The organism is Nioella aestuarii (assembly GCF_050896395.1).
Classification (GTDB): Bacteria; Pseudomonadota; Alphaproteobacteria; order Rhodobacterales; family Rhodobacteraceae; genus Nioella; species Nioella aestuarii.
Genome location: NZ_JBPBBA010000002.1, coordinates 135,498 through 150,725 on the forward strand (window position 1 = coordinate 135,498; position 15,228 = coordinate 150,725).

A 15,228-nucleotide genomic window follows, 5' to 3' on the forward strand; every position below is an offset into this window, starting at 1 on the left:
TCCTCCACTCAGATTTCGATTTCGAGAATATTCGCAACTTCGGGCCAACTCATCGCCCCGTTGTTGCGCAGATCGTTGGTCAGATCTTCCGGCACCCAGTCCAGCAGACAGCCCTTGAAATTGGGCAACGCCTCGATCCGGGCGAACCACGCCTCCAGATGCGGGAAACGCCCGCCCTCCCACATGCCGCGCATGGACATCATCGCCAGCCGGTTGACGTAAGGCGTCATGGCCACGTCGGCGATGGTCATCGCATCACCAACCAGCCAGTCGCGTCCATCGGACAGGGCTTCATTCATCTTCTTCAGATAGCTGTCGTAGAGACGGATCTTGATCGGCGCCTCGGGCGCATCGAACCCGTCACGGACGAAGATCTGCTTCTTAGTATTCCAATCCGCTGTCACCGAGAATTCCGGCGTGGATTCCAGGAACTTCTTCACGCCCTCCGGCCCAAGGTTGCGCGCAACGGTATGGCGATGCGAACAGACGAAGGTGACTGCGCCGCAGGCCGGATGCAGATCTTCGTCCACCGCCTTGGTCCAGTAGCGGACCTGCGCATAGAGATAGGGATCATCCGGGTGAAGGCTGGTCTCGGGTGCAATCCGGTCCACGTACTCGCAGATCACGGTCGAGTCCGTGATCACCTTGTCATCATGTACCAGCGTCGGAACCACCGATTTCGGATTCAGTTTCTGGTATTCGGGATCGAACTGTTCGCCCTTGAGGATGTCGATATAGACACCCTCCCAATCCAAGCCCTTTTCGGCCATGGCAAAGCGAACCTTGGCGGCACAGACGGAAGACCCGTGGTGATAGAGAGTGAAAGTCATAGCTGCACCGTAACCCATTTCAATTCTGTCATTGCTTCCATGTCCGCATCGGTGCCTTCGCGGCCGACGCCGGATTCCCCGTTGCCACCAAAGGGCACATGCGCCTCGTCATGGATGGTGGGACCGTTGATGTGGCACATGCCCGCGCCAATATGCTTGGCGAAGTGAAACGCCTTGTCGATATCCCTGGTGAAGATCGCGGAACTGAGGCCGTACTCGGTGTCGTTGGCCTTCTTCAGCCCCTCTTCATAGCTGTCGATCGGGTAGATCGAGGTGACGGGGCCGAAGGTCTCGGATCTGCAGACCGTCATCTCTTCACTGACCCCGGTCAGCAGCGTGGGCTGGCAGCGGTTGCCCTCCCATTCGCCGCCGGCAACGACGGTCGCGCCCTTGGCGACGGCATCGGCGATGTGGTCGCGCACACGGGCGCGCTGGCGGTCCGAGATGATCGGCGCGATCACCGTGTTCGGATCGCGCAGATCGCCCATGCCTACCTTGCCCGCAATCATGGCGAAGCGTTTGACGAACTCATCATAGAGCGGGCGTTCAACGTAAAACCGGCTCGACCCGATACAGGCCTGTCCCGCGAACATGAAGATCGAGCGCGCGGCAAGCGGCATAACCTTGTCCAGGTCCGCATCCGCCAGAACGATCGTCGGGCTCTTTCCCCCCAGCTCCAGCGTGTTGGGGGTCTTGTTCCTCGCGCAGATTTCGTTGATGTGCTGCCCCACGACCGAAGATCCGGTGAAGGTGACGAAGCTGACATCCTCGTGGCCGGTCAGGTCATCCCCGATCTCGGCGCCCATGCCGGTGACCACGTTGTAGGCGCCCGCCGGAAAGCCGGCCTCTGCCACGATCTCGGCGAAGATCACGCTCAGATGCGGGGCCATCTCCGAGGGCAGATGCACGACAGTGTTCCCGACAGCCAGCGCATTGGCGACAAGCCGGGTGGTCTTGATCAGCGGCACGTTAAAGGGCGTGATGACAGCCACGACACCAAGGGGTTCCCGGATCGACATCGAAAAGGTGCCGGGCCGGTCCGAGGGGATCGTTTCGCCACGTACATTGCGGCACATGCCGGCAGCGGCGCGCACCATGGTCAGGCCCTTCGTGAACTCGAACATGGCTTTCTGCAGGGGCGAGCCAATCTCGTCGATCAGGCAATCGACCAGCTCTTTCTGCCGCTGTTCCATGATCTCGGCGACCCTGAGCAGCCAGCGTTCCCGCTCTGCCGGCGTGGTGTCCCGATAGGTCGAAAAGGCAGACTTCGCGGCGGCCACCGCCTTGCGCATGTCTCCACCAGTCCCCTTGGCTGCGTGCGCATATAGACTGTCGTCAAGCGGATTGAGAACCTTGAAAGTCTCTCCACTCTCGGCATCGACCCAGTCACCCCCGATGAAATGCTGAATCGTTCTAGTGTTGGTTTCCGTATCCATGAAACAGCTCCTGTTGCTCGCTATGCGCCGACAATGGTCTGGGGCAGATAAAGCGCGATCTGCGGGAAAAGGATGAGAAGGACGATCATGATCACCATGGCAAACCAGAAGGGCCAGATGCCGCGGAAGATCTGCCCCATCGGCACCTCGGGTGCGATGGATTTCACGATGAAGACATTGATGCCGACGGGTGGGCTGATCATGCCCATTTCCAGAACGATCACCACGATGATGCCGAACCAGATCAGATCCCAGTCGAGCCCGATGGCAATGGGGATCACCACCGGAATGGTCAGGACCAGCATCGCCATGCTTTCCAGGAACATGCCCAGGAACATGTAGGCGAGGATGATGACCAGCAGCACCCCGACGTCGCCAATGGGAAGGGACGTAAGGATCGTAACCAGCTGGCCCGGCAGCTCCGTCAGCGACATGAACGGGATGAAGACGAAGGCACCGATGATGATCAGGAAGACGGTGGAGGTTGCGCTCATCGTCTGCAGGACCACCTCGCGGATGGCCTGTAGGTTCAGGGACCGGCGCCAGGCGGCCACGACGAAAGTGAAGAATGCGCCGACGGACGATGCCTCAACCGGGGTGAAGAAGCCGGTATACATGCCGCCGATGGTGATCAGCACCACGCCGACAATGGGGGTAGCGCGCAGCAGGGCGGCCATCCTCTCAGCCTTGCCCGACCGCGGACCGGGAGGACCAGCTTCGGGCTTTCGCCCCACGACAAAGTAGATCGCGCCGATGAAGAGAAGCGTCAGGATGATGCCGGGGAAGACACCCGCCATGAAGAGCCGTCCGATGCTTTGTTCGGTCAGCACCGCGTAGATGATCATGCCGCCCGATGGCGGGATCAGGAAGCCAAGCGTGCCGCCCGCCGCGACCGACCCCGTGGCCAGACTGTCCGAGTACTTGTAGCGCTTCATTTCCGGCAGCGCGACGCGCCCCATCGTGACGGCAGAGGCCAGCGAAGATCCCGACAGCGCTGCGAAGCCCGCGCAGGCTGCGATGGTGGCCGAGGCCAGCCCGCCGCGCAGATGCCCCATCCAGCGATAGGCAGCTGCGAACAGATCGTTCGACATGCCCGACACGCCGGCCAGATTGCCCATCAGAACGAACATCGGAATGACCAGGAGGTTGTAATTCGATGCGGCCTCGAAGGTTTCGCCCGAGAGATTGGAGAAAGCCACGCGCCAGCCGCGCGCCCAGGCCTGTTCAGAGGGCATCCCGAGCAGCAGGAACTTGTTGGCGTTGGCCAGGATCGTGCCGACGAAGCCCACGGATAGCATGGCAATCGCCACCGGCATCCGCAGGAACAGGAGGGTGAACAGAGCAATCAGCCCCAGCACCCCGAGAAGCGTCATGCTGATCATCAGACATCGCCTCCGAGGCTGTGGTGCCCGAGATCCCGCCCGGTCAGAAGAAGACCGATCTCAATCAGCAGAACGATGGCGTAGAGACCAATCGAAACCGCGAGCACGTAGTAAAACGGTTCATAGGAAATCAGCAGTTGCTGCGTGGTTTCCCCGAAACGCTCCGCCGCAGTCCCGGATTCCCAAAGCCGCCATGCCATCACGACCAACAACGCGAAGCCAAGCATCTTCATCAGGACTAGCGAAACCCGCGCGATCATCGGGGACATAACGGGTTCGAGCATCTCGATCTCGATATGCGCCCCAGCCCGCGCCCCGAAGGGGATCGAGATGGCCACAACGACAACAAGCATAAGAATGAGAATATCCTCGGCCCCCTGGATCGGCGCGTTCAGCCCCTTGCGCATGATCAGGACGTTGAACACGCTGAGCCCGGTCATCGCGGTAAGAGTAACGCCACCGGCGATCAGGGTGATTGCTCTGAGCGTGCGGTCAAAGCGGCGCAGGAATGCAGGCCGTGTCGGCATGTCGAAATCCTCGGAAAATGGGCCGGGGGATCCCCGGCCCGCTTCAGTTCACTGGTTCAGCGCTTCGTAGATTTCACGCGCATCGGTGATCCCGCGCGCTTCGTAGTCGGCGAAGATCGCCTCCAGGCCTTCGGCAACAGCGGCATCCATCAGGGCGCGCTCTTCCTCGGACACCCGCACAAGCTGGAAGTTGCCTTCCGTATTCGCATGAATGAGTTCCAGAGAGCGTGCATCGGCGCCGTCGAAGCTGGCGGCGAGCTGCATGGAGATCATCTCTCCTGAAAGTTCATCAATGATGGCACGGTGGTCGGCACTCAGGCCCTCATAGCGTTCACGGTTCATCGCCACGTAGATCACAGCGTGCTGAACGGGGACGTTCTCGACGAAGTAGTCGGCCACATCCCAGAAATTCCACGGTGGTGTCATGTTGTTGTAGGTGGCGTAGGCCCCGTCGATGGTTCCAGTCGAAAGCCCGGTATACATCTCGGTCACAGGCATCTGTACCGGAACCGCACCCATGGCCTCGATTACAGGCGTGGTGAGCGCGGCATAGGGCACGATCTTGGCGCCTTCGAACCCGGCCAGGGTGGACAGATCTACGGTCGAGGCAATGCCGATCCCGGCGGCGGTCGAAATCCCCAGCATCACCACGTCTTCGAATTCCTCGGCCAGGTAGTCGTCATAGACGGCCAGGATCCGCTGAGATGCTTCGGCGGACGTTTCGGCCTCGCCGGGCAGAATGGCGAGCATGGTGCGCGGGAAGATCGTTGGCGTGTAGGCCGCAACACCCAGGACGATGTCGCCCACACCCTCCACTACGCGGCGGTACTGCTGGACGGGACCGGCACCAAGCTGGCCTGCGGGGTAGACACGCAGACTGAGGTCACCGCCGGAGCGGGTTTCCAGTTCTTCGTTCAGCCAGGTGAACAGCATTGTGTTCGTATGGTGCTGCGGAGGCACAAAGGTTGCGACGGACAACTCCTCTGCCGCAGCGGTTTGCGCGGAAATGCCAAGCGATGCCGCCAGTGCGGCTGCCATGGTGAGACGAGTGAAAGCCATGAAGTCCTCCCTAAGGTTGGCTCTGTTCGCCACGAGAATTTTGGGATCCCAAATTTCCCGATCGCGGCAATAGCGGGGCGAATCCCCGCGGACTGACGTCAGAAAACACCTAAACGGGATCCTAAATCAAGCAAATTCTCGAAAATCACGTCAAAATGGGATGGTAATGCTTGACTTTGGGATCCCAAATGCCGTGTATGGCAACATGGACTCAATCGACACAGAACTCGCCGATCGCATCCGCGATGACATCATTCACGGCGTGTATGGCCAGGGTGAGCGCCTTTCGGAGGCGCAGCTCTGCAAGACACATAATGTCTCTCGAACTCCCGTCCGGCTGGCTCTGCGTTTGCTAGAGCGCGAGGGTGTCATCCGGCGCGGTGAAGGCCGAGGGTATCTGGTTCGAACCCCGACAGTGGCCGACATCCTGCAGGCCGTTCAGGTGCGCGGCCATCTCGAGAGCCTCGCGGCAAGGCTGATGGCGCAATCGCCGGGGCGGGACAATGTACTCCCCAACCTTGAAGCCGCGATTGATGAAATCGACCGGCTGATCAAACTCGGGAAAATGGACGATGCCTCGCTTCGCTTGCTGCAACGTCAGAATGCGATTTTTCACAAGACGATACTTGAAGGCTGCGGCAATGATTTCGTCGGGTTTACCTGCAAACAGATCAGCCACCTACCGATGCTGGAGGCCGGATCCATGGTGTTCGACCGGCAGGTTCTGGCAACCGATGAAGGCGTTGAACGCAGCCTCTTCCGACTGCAACTCGGCAACTCGCAGCACAAGGTCATCTTCGAAGCCATCCAGCGCGGCGATGCCGTGCGCGCCGAGGGCATGATGCGCGAGCACTCTAACACGATGGTCGAGTATATTGAGGTGTTCGAGAAGCGGAACGAGGAACTGACCGTCACCGACCTGATCAGCTATTCCGGCATCGACGTCACGACGTGGGCCGCGAATGACAACAAGCCCGAGTAGTTACAGGATGCGGCGAACCGGCGATATCATCCCTGATTTCAAGTTCAACACGCTGGACGGCGAAGGCTGGCATAGCCGGGGTCGAATCTCGGGTTACTTTGCCCTGCTGACGATCTATCGCGGCAAGTGGTGCCCCTATTGTAAGGCACAGTTGCAAGCGCTTGATGCATTGCATGCGAGTTTCCTGGATGTCGGTGTCAGCCCCGTTGCTGTTAGCGCCGATACAAGGGCGCGGGCAGAAACAAGCCAGCGGGATTATGGGTTGGAGAACCTGCAACTCGGCTACGAAATGCCGATTGAACCCGCCAGGCAACTTGGCGTCTTCATCTCTGCCGGGATCAACGACCGCGAGATGCCGCTCTTCTGCGAGCCGGCCAGTTTTCTGATCGCGCCGGGTAACCGCATTCAGGCCGCCTGGATCGCCTCCAACGCTTTTGCTCGCACCCGCATGGATGAAGTGCGCGCCTATATCGACTTTCTGAACGACCACCCGGATCGCGCCCCGCGTGGGGGCGATTGATTGATACCCTTGGATCGGAGAGACCTATGGCAGCCCATCCCAATCTGATCGCGCAAAACGCCCAATTCACCAAACGAATCCACGAGTTGGCGCCGGGGGTCTATACGGCGGTCGGCTATGCCGCATCCAACGTGCATCTGTTGGTCGGAAACGAAGGCATTGTCGTCATTGATACGACCGAAACGACACAAGCAGCCGAAAACATCCTTTCCGATTTCCGCGAGATCTCTGCGCTTCCGGTGACCACGATCATCTACACACATTCCCACCGGGATCACATCTCTGGCGCGACCGTCTTTGCAGAAGGGCGCGATGTAGAGATTATTGCCGCCGATAATTTCGCCTCTGATCTCGTGGATGTAGATACATCGCGCCCTGTGCCAAATGTCGCCCTGATGGCCCGAACAAAACGCCAGTTCGGCATTTCGCTTTCACCCGAAGAGCGGGTCAGCCTTGGTGTCGGCCCCGGCGACCGGCCGATGAAGGGAATGGGCGCCGGTTATTTGGAGCCGACGCTGCGTATTGGCGAAACCACCGTGATCACACGCGAGGGCTATGACCTGAAGCTTGCCAAAGCGCCTGGCGAGACACCCGATCACCTCATCGTGTGGTACAGCCAAGACCGTATCCTGTTCAGCGGTGACAATTTCTACCACGCGTTCCCCAACCTCTATGCCATTCGCGGCACTCCCTATCGGGACTTCGAATCCTGGGCGGACACCATGGATCAGCTACTGGCCTACAAGCCTGAGATCCTCGCCCCAGGTCACACAAATCCGATACGCGGAGCGGCAGCAATTGCGACGGCACTGACCGACTATCGTGACGCGATCCGCCATGTCGTCGCCGAGACGGTGAAGGGCATCAACGCGGGCCTTGACCCTGTTACAATTGCCGCCGGACTGAAACTTCCCGAGGAACTCGCCGCGAAACCCTATCTACAGGAGTTTTACGGCACCGTCGCCTATGCCTCGCGGGCGTATTTCGCGGGAAAGCTCGGGTGGTTCGACGGCAATCCCACCAGCCTGGGCCAATTGCCACCGAGCGTGGAGGCGGGCAAGTTCTTGTCTCTGGCGGGCGGGGCCAAGCATGTGCTCTCTGCTGCCGAGGATGCCGTCGAAGGCGGGGATTTCCAATGGGCAATGGAACTGGCAGACCGTTTGATTGCCGCGGATGAATGCTCCGCTGCGGCGCGACAGATCAAGGCAACCGCGTTGCGTGGTTTGGCGGATCAGACGATCAATGCCCCGACGCGAAACTACTACCTTCTATCCGCGCGCGAATTGACGGAGTAGGCAGGCCCCGCGTCCTGTGTCGACGATGTTGAGCCGCAGGATCCGCGTCGCCGGATTGAGTTTCGACCAACACAGGGCGCGTCTTTCGATGTGAAAGCGACACGTCCCGATGGATCTCTCTCTGGCTAGCTTCGCGCCCGTTTCCCGCATCGACAACACAAACTCGAAACACCCAATCCAGAAACAGTAGAGCTATCCAACGCTCCCGACAGGTCACCAATTGCACAGAAAACCTCGCCTATTGGGGCCAGTTGGATAGCGGAGTATGTGCGCAGTTTTATGGTGTCCCAGAGGCTGTCTGTCCTTCGGCTGTCATTGTTTTCTGTTGGCCGCAGCGTGCGGCGGCTTTGTCCCGCGCCTTGGTCGTCCGTCATGCACGCGGCGAATTCGACGCGGCGCCAGCGAAGGGATGCTGCATTGGCGAAGTTGAAAAATCCAAGGTCGGAAATGTCCGCACTGGTGACCTCCACCCCTCGAAAATGCTGCACGATGCACCAAAGGCCGGTCTGGTGAAGCCGCACCGCAGCGCACAGCCATGAAGCGGAAGGCGGCTTTGGGCCGAAAACTTCAAGACTCGGCTTGGTTACTCTGTCTTCGTGTTCTGCCCCCAGAACTGATGAATGCCCACGATTGCCGACGGTATGTCCTGCGCAGCTAGAGCAAGGCTTTCATCCAGCTTCTCTTGAGGAATACCCAACACAGAATTGCCGTTCTCGTCGATCAGGTGGCACAGGATAGGGGTCATCAGAAAGCCATGTGTTCCGCTCTCTGTGAGCCTCAACCACTCTTTGGGGCGTAGGGCCACGGCATCCATAAACCCTTCACACCAGTCCATAGCGATCACATGGCCTTCCTTTGCTTCCCAGAAGATAGGTTCCACTTCAGGCGGGTCACTGCATAGGCCTTCCACGATATCGACGTAGAGCATGGTGATCATCTTAAGCACCCAAGCGGGCACGTCGTTGGGATCACCTCCTAGGGCAACAGACACCCATTCTTCTGCCGAGATCAGGACAGGTGAACAGGCAATCCCATGCATGAACCCATCAAGGTCAGAGAGCATCATACAGTTCTCAGGGCTTTCATCTGAGGACAGGTAGGTGTCTAGGTCTTCAAGGGTCATGGAGGTGGAAATCCAGTGTTCTGTGCGGCACGGTGCCAACATGACCCAGCAAATGACCAGTGACCAGCTTGAAGACTAAATCCTGAACCGGATGCGTATGTCCAATCTACCATGGCAACCGAAGAAGCGTAGGATACTTATGAAGAACACTGGTCGCATTCTTATAGCATCGATAGGCATTGTTGGCGCTTCTGCAGCGCAAGGGGACCAATGCGCCGACCTTGGCCTTGTTGTCTCAGCGCCGACAGACGCCTTAGAAACATTGATTTGCGAGAGCGCGTCGGAGGCAGTGGAGCTTTTTGAGCGCTGCAATGTTCCCGCCTTTAGACCTCCGTTGCATATCGAAGTGGTCGATGAACTGCCTGAAGGGTGCCTCGGTGTCTTCCACTGTGGAGAGAGTAGGATCGATGTCCTGAGCCCGGAGCATCTTGAAACCCATCGCAACCCAGAGAGCGCTTTTGCGTTTCTCACGGCAGAAGACTACTTTCGTAGTATCGTTGTACATGAGCTTGCCCATGCCGGTTTCGATACGCTCAATTGCCCAATTGAAAGCTGCATAGCCTCTGATGAATACGTAGCTTACAACATGCAGGTGATGTTCCTGTCGCCCGACCAGCAAGCTCAGTTCGCAGCGCAGGGTGAAACAGGAGAAACCGTATCGCGTGATCAAATCTCAGCAGCAATTTTGTTCATGGCACCGGACTTGTTCGTACAGAGAGCCTGGGCACACTTACAGCAGCGGGAAGACCCATGCGGCTACATCGGCCTAATAACCGATGGGGACATTATACTGGACCGCGAACGATATACTGGACCGTGAACGTCTCTAGCTACAGATCAGCTTAGAGATTTAGGGCTTCTCTGTTTAGTGGCCCTTCAGCCGAGACCTCCCTATCCTGACAGCACGCTCGTAGAAATTTCCACAACTCGTTTTGTGATAAGTGATTCATCTCGCCGTGGCGAAATCCGCGCCAAACATACAATGGGCATGGAAGCCGGGCTGTTTTAGCAGTCCGGTTCCATCCCTCTGAGCAATCACAGAAGCCACCCTTCGCACCATCAAAACTGATGCGAAAGCTGTGAATACAGATCAAAGCAGCCTTGGGGGCATGTTTGGCAGGGCGGAGAGCGGTCATTCGCTGCGGGCGCGATACGTTCACGAGCACTTCAGCATAACAGACATTGCAGGCTGCAAGTTCAGGTTGGTCTGTTGATCGCAGAAGAGATGTCTTGCCGGTGCATCGTGGCTCTTTGCGTCGAGTTGCCGCGCGGGTCGGCAACCCACTGCGGTAACTTGGCCATTCCACGTGCATTTCCTATTCTGCAATGCTCGGCAGCGCCCACGACGTACTGAGAGTAACGTTCAGAAGTGGTATCAAGCTCTCCCCACAGAGATGACTGGCCGCTTGAAAGTTTCGAGGGCAGCCTTCAGTTCGGAATGCTGGGCAGCGAAGTCTTGAATAGCGACCCCACTGCGCGCGGCCTCTGCCGCTTGGCGCAGGGCTATGACGCCTGCGCCTGCGCCTGCCGGGTGACTCATGATCCCGCCACCTGCACAGAAAATGAAGTCATCGTTCCCGAGCAAACCACGTGCGGGCTCAATCTGCCAAATGGTTTGGCCAGATGAATAGACTGGCATCGCAAGGTGAGCGGGTCCCTCGTCACAGACGGGCGTCTGAACCGAGGTTGCGGATTGAGCGATGACGCTGTCCTCTTCGGTGAACTTGTTTGCCAGGCCATTCACATGAAGATGGTCTGCGCCCGCAAGGCGCCATAGCTTTTGCATCACAGGAAAGCTGATCCCGATGTCGGGCGACCGTGAATAGAGGCCCCAGCCCGCTCGGTGGCCGTGGATTGTCATGGATGAGCGGTCTCGCACAGCGCGCAATCCGGTCAAACCGGCGGAACTCATGCAGACCATGGCACATGTGCCGCCATGCTTCTCCAGGATGTCCAGATTGCGCCACATCTGCTCGACCTCGTCGGTCATGTTGAAAGCATACATCACCCGCTTCCCGGTTTTATCGGCATGGGCGTCGAGAACACGGCTGACGGCTGCGACGCGTTCTTCGAAGGGGCAATGCGGCCCGTTAGCCTGCAATTCGTCATCCTTGATGAAGTCGATCCCAGCCTCCACAAGTGTGTGCACGAGCGCGGCCGTCTCTGAAGGGTTCATCCCGACACTGGGTTTGATGATGGTTCCGATTACTGGCCCTGTGTGCCCCTCCATAAAGTCACGGGTGCCTTGAGACCCGAACTGCGGACCGGGATGGTCCATCGCAAAGGCACTTGGAAGGTGCATATCCACAAGGCGGATTGCTGAAAGCTCTGCCAACTCGAACAGGTTGCCGGCCAGCGTCGACAAAAGCGTCGGTAAGGATGTCCCAAAATTGTTCAGCGACCAGCTGATTTTCACGGTTCCGCGCTCGTAGCTTGTGCCGGTTTTGCGGCACGGCAAAGATGGCGTTGCAGAGGAGCCGGTGATCTGGATGTCTTCGATTCGTGCGGCCGAGCGTTCTCGCAACTCATCTGTTTCCGCCGCCAGTCGCGTAAATGTCCCGGTCGATTGCTCACCGGCCAACACCTCGGCCGCGCGAGCAACGCCTACAGGCGACTCAATGTCATATGTTGCTGTAATCCGGTTCATCGTGTTCCTCCTCCGCTTCGGATCCAACCGAAGTAATCGTGGCTGCCCATCTGGCCGCCCTTAAGTGCCAATTCCAATCCGTCCATCGGGCCGTCCGCATGTGCGCGGAACAACGCGGCACCAGGGATCGTGGGGGCCAGCGCAGACAAGGCGAAAATCCCAAGCTGTCGAGTCGCGTGTCCGGACGTATCACCGCCCGAAACGACGGCCCGTCTTATGCCGCTTCGGGCCAGACTTTGCTGCAGGATGCGGCCTAGCGCCTCTCCAATGCGTTGGTTGGCCTCAACCATGGATAGAGGGCTTTGCGTGACAGTTTGCCTGAAAGCCGCGACTGCCGGATCATCAGGACCCTCGGCTGTATGCACCAGCGGATCGCGGCCCTGCGACAGCGCATCAAGGCAGGCCGCGATACATCTATCTACCTCGTGATCCAAATCCATTGCGGTTCCGCATGAGAAAGTTGCATCGAACGCTATGCTTTCGAAGCCATTGTCTTTGGCCCAATCGATCTGATCGGCAGTCGTTGGCGAAACTGATCCAGAGACGACAACCATCCCCTCAGCTTCCCCGATCCCTCCGGGTGCGGGGCGATCCGCGATTGCACCGGTCTCACGCCAGTGACGGACAAGCGCGTATTCCACTCCTTGAGAACCTACAACAAACGGGTTGGCATCGCGTGCGTCCCAGATCAGACGGCCAGCGCTTGATTCTGTCTTTGCATCGACCGAATCAAGCGTGATCGCCGCTATCCGGTCGGGCGTGGGTTGTCGGGAGGGCAGGGTTGCGCCTTGGGACATGTCCTCGATTGACAGGCACCAAGCGTCCAGTTTGTCCGACTGTAGGGCGATGTGTTTGGCTACGTCGGATTCACTCATCGGGGTGACCGGATGGCGGGACATCACAGGATGGCGGTCCAACCGATAGACCGCTTTTTCAAAGCCTGCGAACAAATGGCCGAAAGATTGGTAGCGGCGCATTTGAGGTGCGGCGACGAGGACAGGCACGGCAGCGGGCGCAAACTGTGCTGCGGCGATTTCAATCGCACGACCTATGGAGCCCACACTCGGTGAAGAATCCAAGGTAGAGCAGACTTTGTAGTGCAGGAGAGCCGGATTCAGCGCTGCGAGGCGGGCAAAGATGTCGGGCAGTTCACCGTCCATCCACTCCGGCGATTGCGCCCGCGCGGTTGAGGCAACACCGATCCCTTTCAAATCAGGATAGCGGGCCAATTGCGCATCGCTAGGCGGCTCCAGAAACAGCATCGCCTCAAGACCTGCGAAGGTCAGAACCTCCATCACCGCAGCAGCGCCTGTGAAGTCATCCGCATACCACGCCACCAGCGGCCCTGCAGGCAGTGCATTGTTTTGTTGCGTCATCGGGCGGTGACCTCTGATCAGAAGAAATAAGTTGACATGCTCACATACTTAGTTACTGATCATACCAGTTGTCAAATCAAACTCGCACTCGACGCGAGACCTTGGGAGGGGAAGACATGACGAAGCTGGCCTTGTTCGGCGCAGGTGGGAAAATGGGGATGCGTCTTGGCGCAAACCTTGCCAAGACCGATGAGTTCCAATCCATGCATGTCGAAGTCTCTGAGGCTGGCCGGGCAGCTGTTCGTGAAGTCTATGGCGTTGACTGCGTGGACGCGGATGCGGCGTTGGAGGGTGCGGACATCATCGTGCTTGCGGTGCCCGATACGGTGATCGGGAAGGTTTCGCACGGCATCATTGACAAGGTAAAACCCGGTGCGATGATCTTTGTGCTGGATGGGGCGGCGCCATTTGCGGGGCATCTGCCGGACCGGCAAGATGTCACCTACTTCATGTCTCACCCCTGTCATCCGCCCATCTGGAACGACGAAAAGACACCAGAAGGCCGACGCGACTATTTTGGCGGCATCGCGGCCGAGCAGGGAATCGTCAACGTCCTCGTACAGGGTCCAGAGACCGACTATGCGCTAGGAGAGCGGGTTGGTAAGGCGATCTACGCCCCGGTCGCGCGGTCGCATCGCGTCACGCTCAAGCAATTTGCACTGCTGGAGCCGGGATTGTCCGAAACCGTCAACGGCTCACTCATGAAGGTGTTGCGGATGGCGATGGACGAGGTCGTCAAGAAGGGCGTGCCCTACGACTGCGCCCGCGACTTTCTGCTTGGTCACATGAATATCATGGGTGCGGTCATGTTCGACCAGCATCAGGGCGTGTTCTCGGATGCGGCCAACAAGGCAATCGAATTCGGGATTCCGGTCCTGATGAAAGACGACTGGCTGCGCTGTTTCGATGATGACGAAATCGCAGCAAGCGTCGAGCGGATCACCTGATCCACAGCTTTCGGGCGACTGCTCGATTAGAAAACGCGAAAGGGAGGAAACCAAATGCGTATGATCAACAAAGCCCTGACAGGGGCAGCCATGGTTGCAAGCCTTACCGCAGGCACGACGATGGCGCAGGAATTCAATCTGGCCTTTACCCCGCCTCTCGAGTCTCATTACGGAGATGGTGGCAGGGCTTTCGCCGAAGCCATGGCTGAACTCTCAGGCGGCACGATAACCATCAATCTGCGCCCGGCAGGTGCCTTGGGAGGCGAGCGCGACGTGATTGAGGGCCTGCAAATCGGTACTGTCGATCTGGCAATCTCTTCAACCGGGCCGATCGGCAACTTCGTTCCTCATATCTATGCGCTGGACTTCCCGTTCCTGTTCAACAGCTACGAGTCTGCCCATGAAGTGTTGGATGGCCCCATCGGTCAGGGTTTGTTGGATGAGTTCCGGGAACACGACCTTGTTGGATTGGCTTGGGGTGAGAACGGCTTTCGCAACATCACAAACAGCCTCCGCCCGATCAATGGGCCTGAGGACCTTGAAGGTCTGAAGCTGCGCACAATGGAGAACGCGGTGCATATTGCCGCCTTTGAGGCGGCTGGTGCAAATCCCACACCAATGAGCTGGACAGAGGTTCTGACCTCACTGGCTCAGGGAACAATCGACGGACAGGAGAACCCTATTCCGGTGTTGGTGGCAAATAATATGTGGGAGATCCAGGACTACGTGACCCTGACCCAGCACGTTTATTCGCCCGCCGTCGTCGTGATGTCGGAAGTTCGCTGGGATGGTCTGAACGAAGAACAGCAGGGCTGGTTCGTAGAAGCTGCACAAGCTGCCGCTGCCGCAACCCGCGCCACCGTGGCCGAGAACGAAGCAAACGGTGTGGCACTTCTTCGTGAAAATAGCATGGAAGTTATTGAGGAGGTCGACACAGCCGCTTTTGCAGCAGCTGTTCAGCCTGCCTATGAGCAGTTCGCCGAACAAATGGGTGTTGCTGACCTGATCGCACAAATCCAGGCTGCACAGTAAACGTCCTCAGACAACCTAGAACACGTGTGGGCGCTGTCCGACGTATCGGATGGCGCCCGTTTTCCTGAGGGA

At 58.4% G+C, this 15,228-nt stretch carries 14 protein-coding genes; 6 read left to right on the top strand and 8 right to left on the bottom strand.

What is annotated here, in order from left to right:
• Window positions 1-8: 8 nt before the first annotated feature.
• The 5 genes from ACROHD_RS02190 to ACROHD_RS02210 are packed head-to-tail and all read right to left on the bottom strand — an operon-like array spanning window position 9 to window position 5,234.
• Window positions 9-830 (bottom strand): glutathione S-transferase family protein, encoded by an 822-nt coding sequence (locus ACROHD_RS02190; RefSeq protein WP_432675655.1) that lies wholly within the window; start codon window positions 828-830, stop codon window positions 9-11.
• Window positions 827-2,266, bottom strand: a complete 1,440-nt coding sequence (locus tag ACROHD_RS02195) for an aldehyde dehydrogenase family protein (protein ID WP_432675657.1) — start codon at window positions 2,264-2,266, stop codon at window positions 827-829. The genes ACROHD_RS02190 and ACROHD_RS02195 overlap by 4 nt, the downstream gene beginning before the upstream one ends.
• Window positions 2,267-2,286: 20 nt before the next feature.
• On the bottom strand, window positions 2,287-3,648 hold the full coding sequence (locus ACROHD_RS02200; RefSeq protein WP_432675658.1) for a TRAP transporter large permease: 1,362 nt from the start codon (window positions 3,646-3,648) through the stop codon (window positions 2,287-2,289).
• Complete coding sequence (locus ACROHD_RS02205; RefSeq protein WP_432675660.1) at window positions 3,648-4,175, bottom strand: TRAP transporter small permease; 528 nt, start codon at window positions 4,173-4,175, stop codon at window positions 3,648-3,650. The genes ACROHD_RS02200 and ACROHD_RS02205 overlap by 1 nt, the downstream gene beginning before the upstream one ends.
• A 48-nt stretch (window positions 4,176-4,223) precedes the next feature.
• The gene (locus ACROHD_RS02210) at window positions 4,224-5,234 is read right to left on the bottom strand and encodes a TRAP transporter substrate-binding protein (RefSeq protein WP_432675662.1); all 1,011 of its coding nucleotides are present in this window, start codon (window positions 5,232-5,234) and stop codon (window positions 4,224-4,226) included.
• A gap of 205 nt (window positions 5,235-5,439) precedes the next feature.
• Here ACROHD_RS02210 and ACROHD_RS02215 point away from each other — a divergent pair, with 205 nt between their 5' ends.
• The 3 genes from ACROHD_RS02215 to ACROHD_RS02225 are packed head-to-tail and all read left to right on the top strand — an operon-like array spanning window position 5,440 to window position 8,031.
• Entirely contained in the window at window positions 5,440-6,216 is a 777-nt protein-coding gene (locus tag ACROHD_RS02215) for a GntR family transcriptional regulator (RefSeq protein ID WP_432675664.1), read from the top strand.
• Between the two features lie 7 nt (window positions 6,217-6,223).
• Window positions 6,224-6,736 (top strand): redoxin domain-containing protein, encoded by a 513-nt coding sequence (locus ACROHD_RS02220; protein WP_432675666.1) that lies wholly within the window; start codon window positions 6,224-6,226, stop codon window positions 6,734-6,736.
• Between the two features lie 26 nt (window positions 6,737-6,762).
• On the top strand, window positions 6,763-8,031 hold the full coding sequence (locus ACROHD_RS02225; RefSeq protein WP_432675668.1) for an alkyl sulfatase dimerization domain-containing protein: 1,269 nt from the start codon (window positions 6,763-6,765) through the stop codon (window positions 8,029-8,031).
• Between the two features lie 583 nt (window positions 8,032-8,614).
• On the opposite strand, the gene ACROHD_RS02230 is transcribed toward ACROHD_RS02225, so the two are convergent.
• Window positions 8,615-9,154: a YecA/YgfB family protein gene (locus ACROHD_RS02230; RefSeq protein ID WP_432675670.1), complete on the bottom strand. Its 540-nt coding sequence runs from the start codon at window positions 9,152-9,154 to the stop codon at window positions 8,615-8,617.
• 139 nt (window positions 9,155-9,293) lie between these two features.
• On the opposite strand from ACROHD_RS02230, the gene ACROHD_RS02235 reads away from it, so the two are divergent.
• Complete coding sequence (locus tag ACROHD_RS02235) at window positions 9,294-9,974, top strand: DUF6639 family protein (protein ID WP_432675671.1); 681 nt, start codon at window positions 9,294-9,296, stop codon at window positions 9,972-9,974.
• A gap of 555 nt (window positions 9,975-10,529) precedes the next feature.
• On the opposite strand, the gene ACROHD_RS02240 is transcribed toward ACROHD_RS02235, so the two are convergent.
• Window positions 10,530-11,801 carry a ribulose-bisphosphate carboxylase large subunit family protein gene (locus ACROHD_RS02240; RefSeq protein ID WP_432675672.1) on the bottom strand — a complete coding sequence of 424 codons (1,272 nt, stop codon included), beginning with the start codon at window positions 11,799-11,801 and terminating at the stop codon, window positions 10,530-10,532.
• Window positions 11,798-13,177: a four-carbon acid sugar kinase family protein gene (locus tag ACROHD_RS02245; protein WP_432675674.1), complete on the bottom strand. Its 1,380-nt coding sequence runs from the start codon at window positions 13,175-13,177 to the stop codon at window positions 11,798-11,800. The genes ACROHD_RS02240 and ACROHD_RS02245 overlap by 4 nt, the downstream gene beginning before the upstream one ends.
• A 116-nt stretch (window positions 13,178-13,293) precedes the next feature.
• Here ACROHD_RS02245 and ACROHD_RS02250 point away from each other — a divergent pair, with 116 nt between their 5' ends.
• Together ACROHD_RS02250 and ACROHD_RS02255 are read left to right on the top strand one after the other, a co-directional pair.
• Window positions 13,294-14,124 carry a phosphogluconate dehydrogenase C-terminal domain-containing protein gene (locus ACROHD_RS02250; protein ID WP_432675675.1) on the top strand — a complete coding sequence of 277 codons (831 nt, stop codon included), beginning with the start codon at window positions 13,294-13,296 and terminating at the stop codon, window positions 14,122-14,124.
• A 54-nt stretch (window positions 14,125-14,178) separates the two neighbouring features.
• Window positions 14,179-15,156, top strand: a complete 978-nt coding sequence (locus tag ACROHD_RS02255) for a TRAP transporter substrate-binding protein (RefSeq protein ID WP_432675676.1) — start codon at window positions 14,179-14,181, stop codon at window positions 15,154-15,156.
• Window positions 15,157-15,228 lie beyond the last annotated feature (72 nt).

Coding starts and splice junctions, on each gene's coding strand:
- ACROHD_RS02225 (WP_432675668.1), top strand. CDS start 6,763: ATGGCAGCCCATCCCAATCTGATCGCGCAAAACGCCCAATTCACCAAA.
- ACROHD_RS02210 (WP_432675662.1), bottom strand. CDS start 5,234: ATGGCTTTCACTCGTCTCACCATGGCAGCCGCACTGGCGGCATCGCTT.
- ACROHD_RS02255 (WP_432675676.1), top strand. CDS start 14,179: ATGCGTATGATCAACAAAGCCCTGACAGGGGCAGCCATGGTTGCAAGC.
- ACROHD_RS02200 (WP_432675658.1), bottom strand. CDS start 3,648: ATGATCAGCATGACGCTTCTCGGGGTGCTGGGGCTGATTGCTCTGTTC.
- ACROHD_RS02240 (WP_432675672.1), bottom strand. CDS start 11,801: ATGAACCGGATTACAGCAACATATGACATTGAGTCGCCTGTAGGCGTT.
- ACROHD_RS02250 (WP_432675675.1), top strand. CDS start 13,294: ATGACGAAGCTGGCCTTGTTCGGCGCAGGTGGGAAAATGGGGATGCGT.
- ACROHD_RS02215 (WP_432675664.1), top strand. CDS start 5,440: ATGGACTCAATCGACACAGAACTCGCCGATCGCATCCGCGATGACATC.
- ACROHD_RS02195 (WP_432675657.1), bottom strand. CDS start 2,266: ATGGATACGGAAACCAACACTAGAACGATTCAGCATTTCATCGGGGGT.
- ACROHD_RS02190 (WP_432675655.1), bottom strand. CDS start 830: ATGACTTTCACTCTCTATCACCACGGGTCTTCCGTCTGTGCCGCCAAG.
- ACROHD_RS02205 (WP_432675660.1), bottom strand. CDS start 4,175: ATGCCGACACGGCCTGCATTCCTGCGCCGCTTTGACCGCACGCTCAGA.
- ACROHD_RS02230 (WP_432675670.1), bottom strand. CDS start 9,154: ATGACCCTTGAAGACCTAGACACCTACCTGTCCTCAGATGAAAGCCCT.
- ACROHD_RS02220 (WP_432675666.1), top strand. CDS start 6,224: ATGCGGCGAACCGGCGATATCATCCCTGATTTCAAGTTCAACACGCTG.
- ACROHD_RS02245 (WP_432675674.1), bottom strand. CDS start 13,177: ATGACGCAACAAAACAATGCACTGCCTGCAGGGCCGCTGGTGGCGTGG.
- ACROHD_RS02235 (WP_432675671.1), top strand. CDS start 9,294: ATGAAGAACACTGGTCGCATTCTTATAGCATCGATAGGCATTGTTGGC.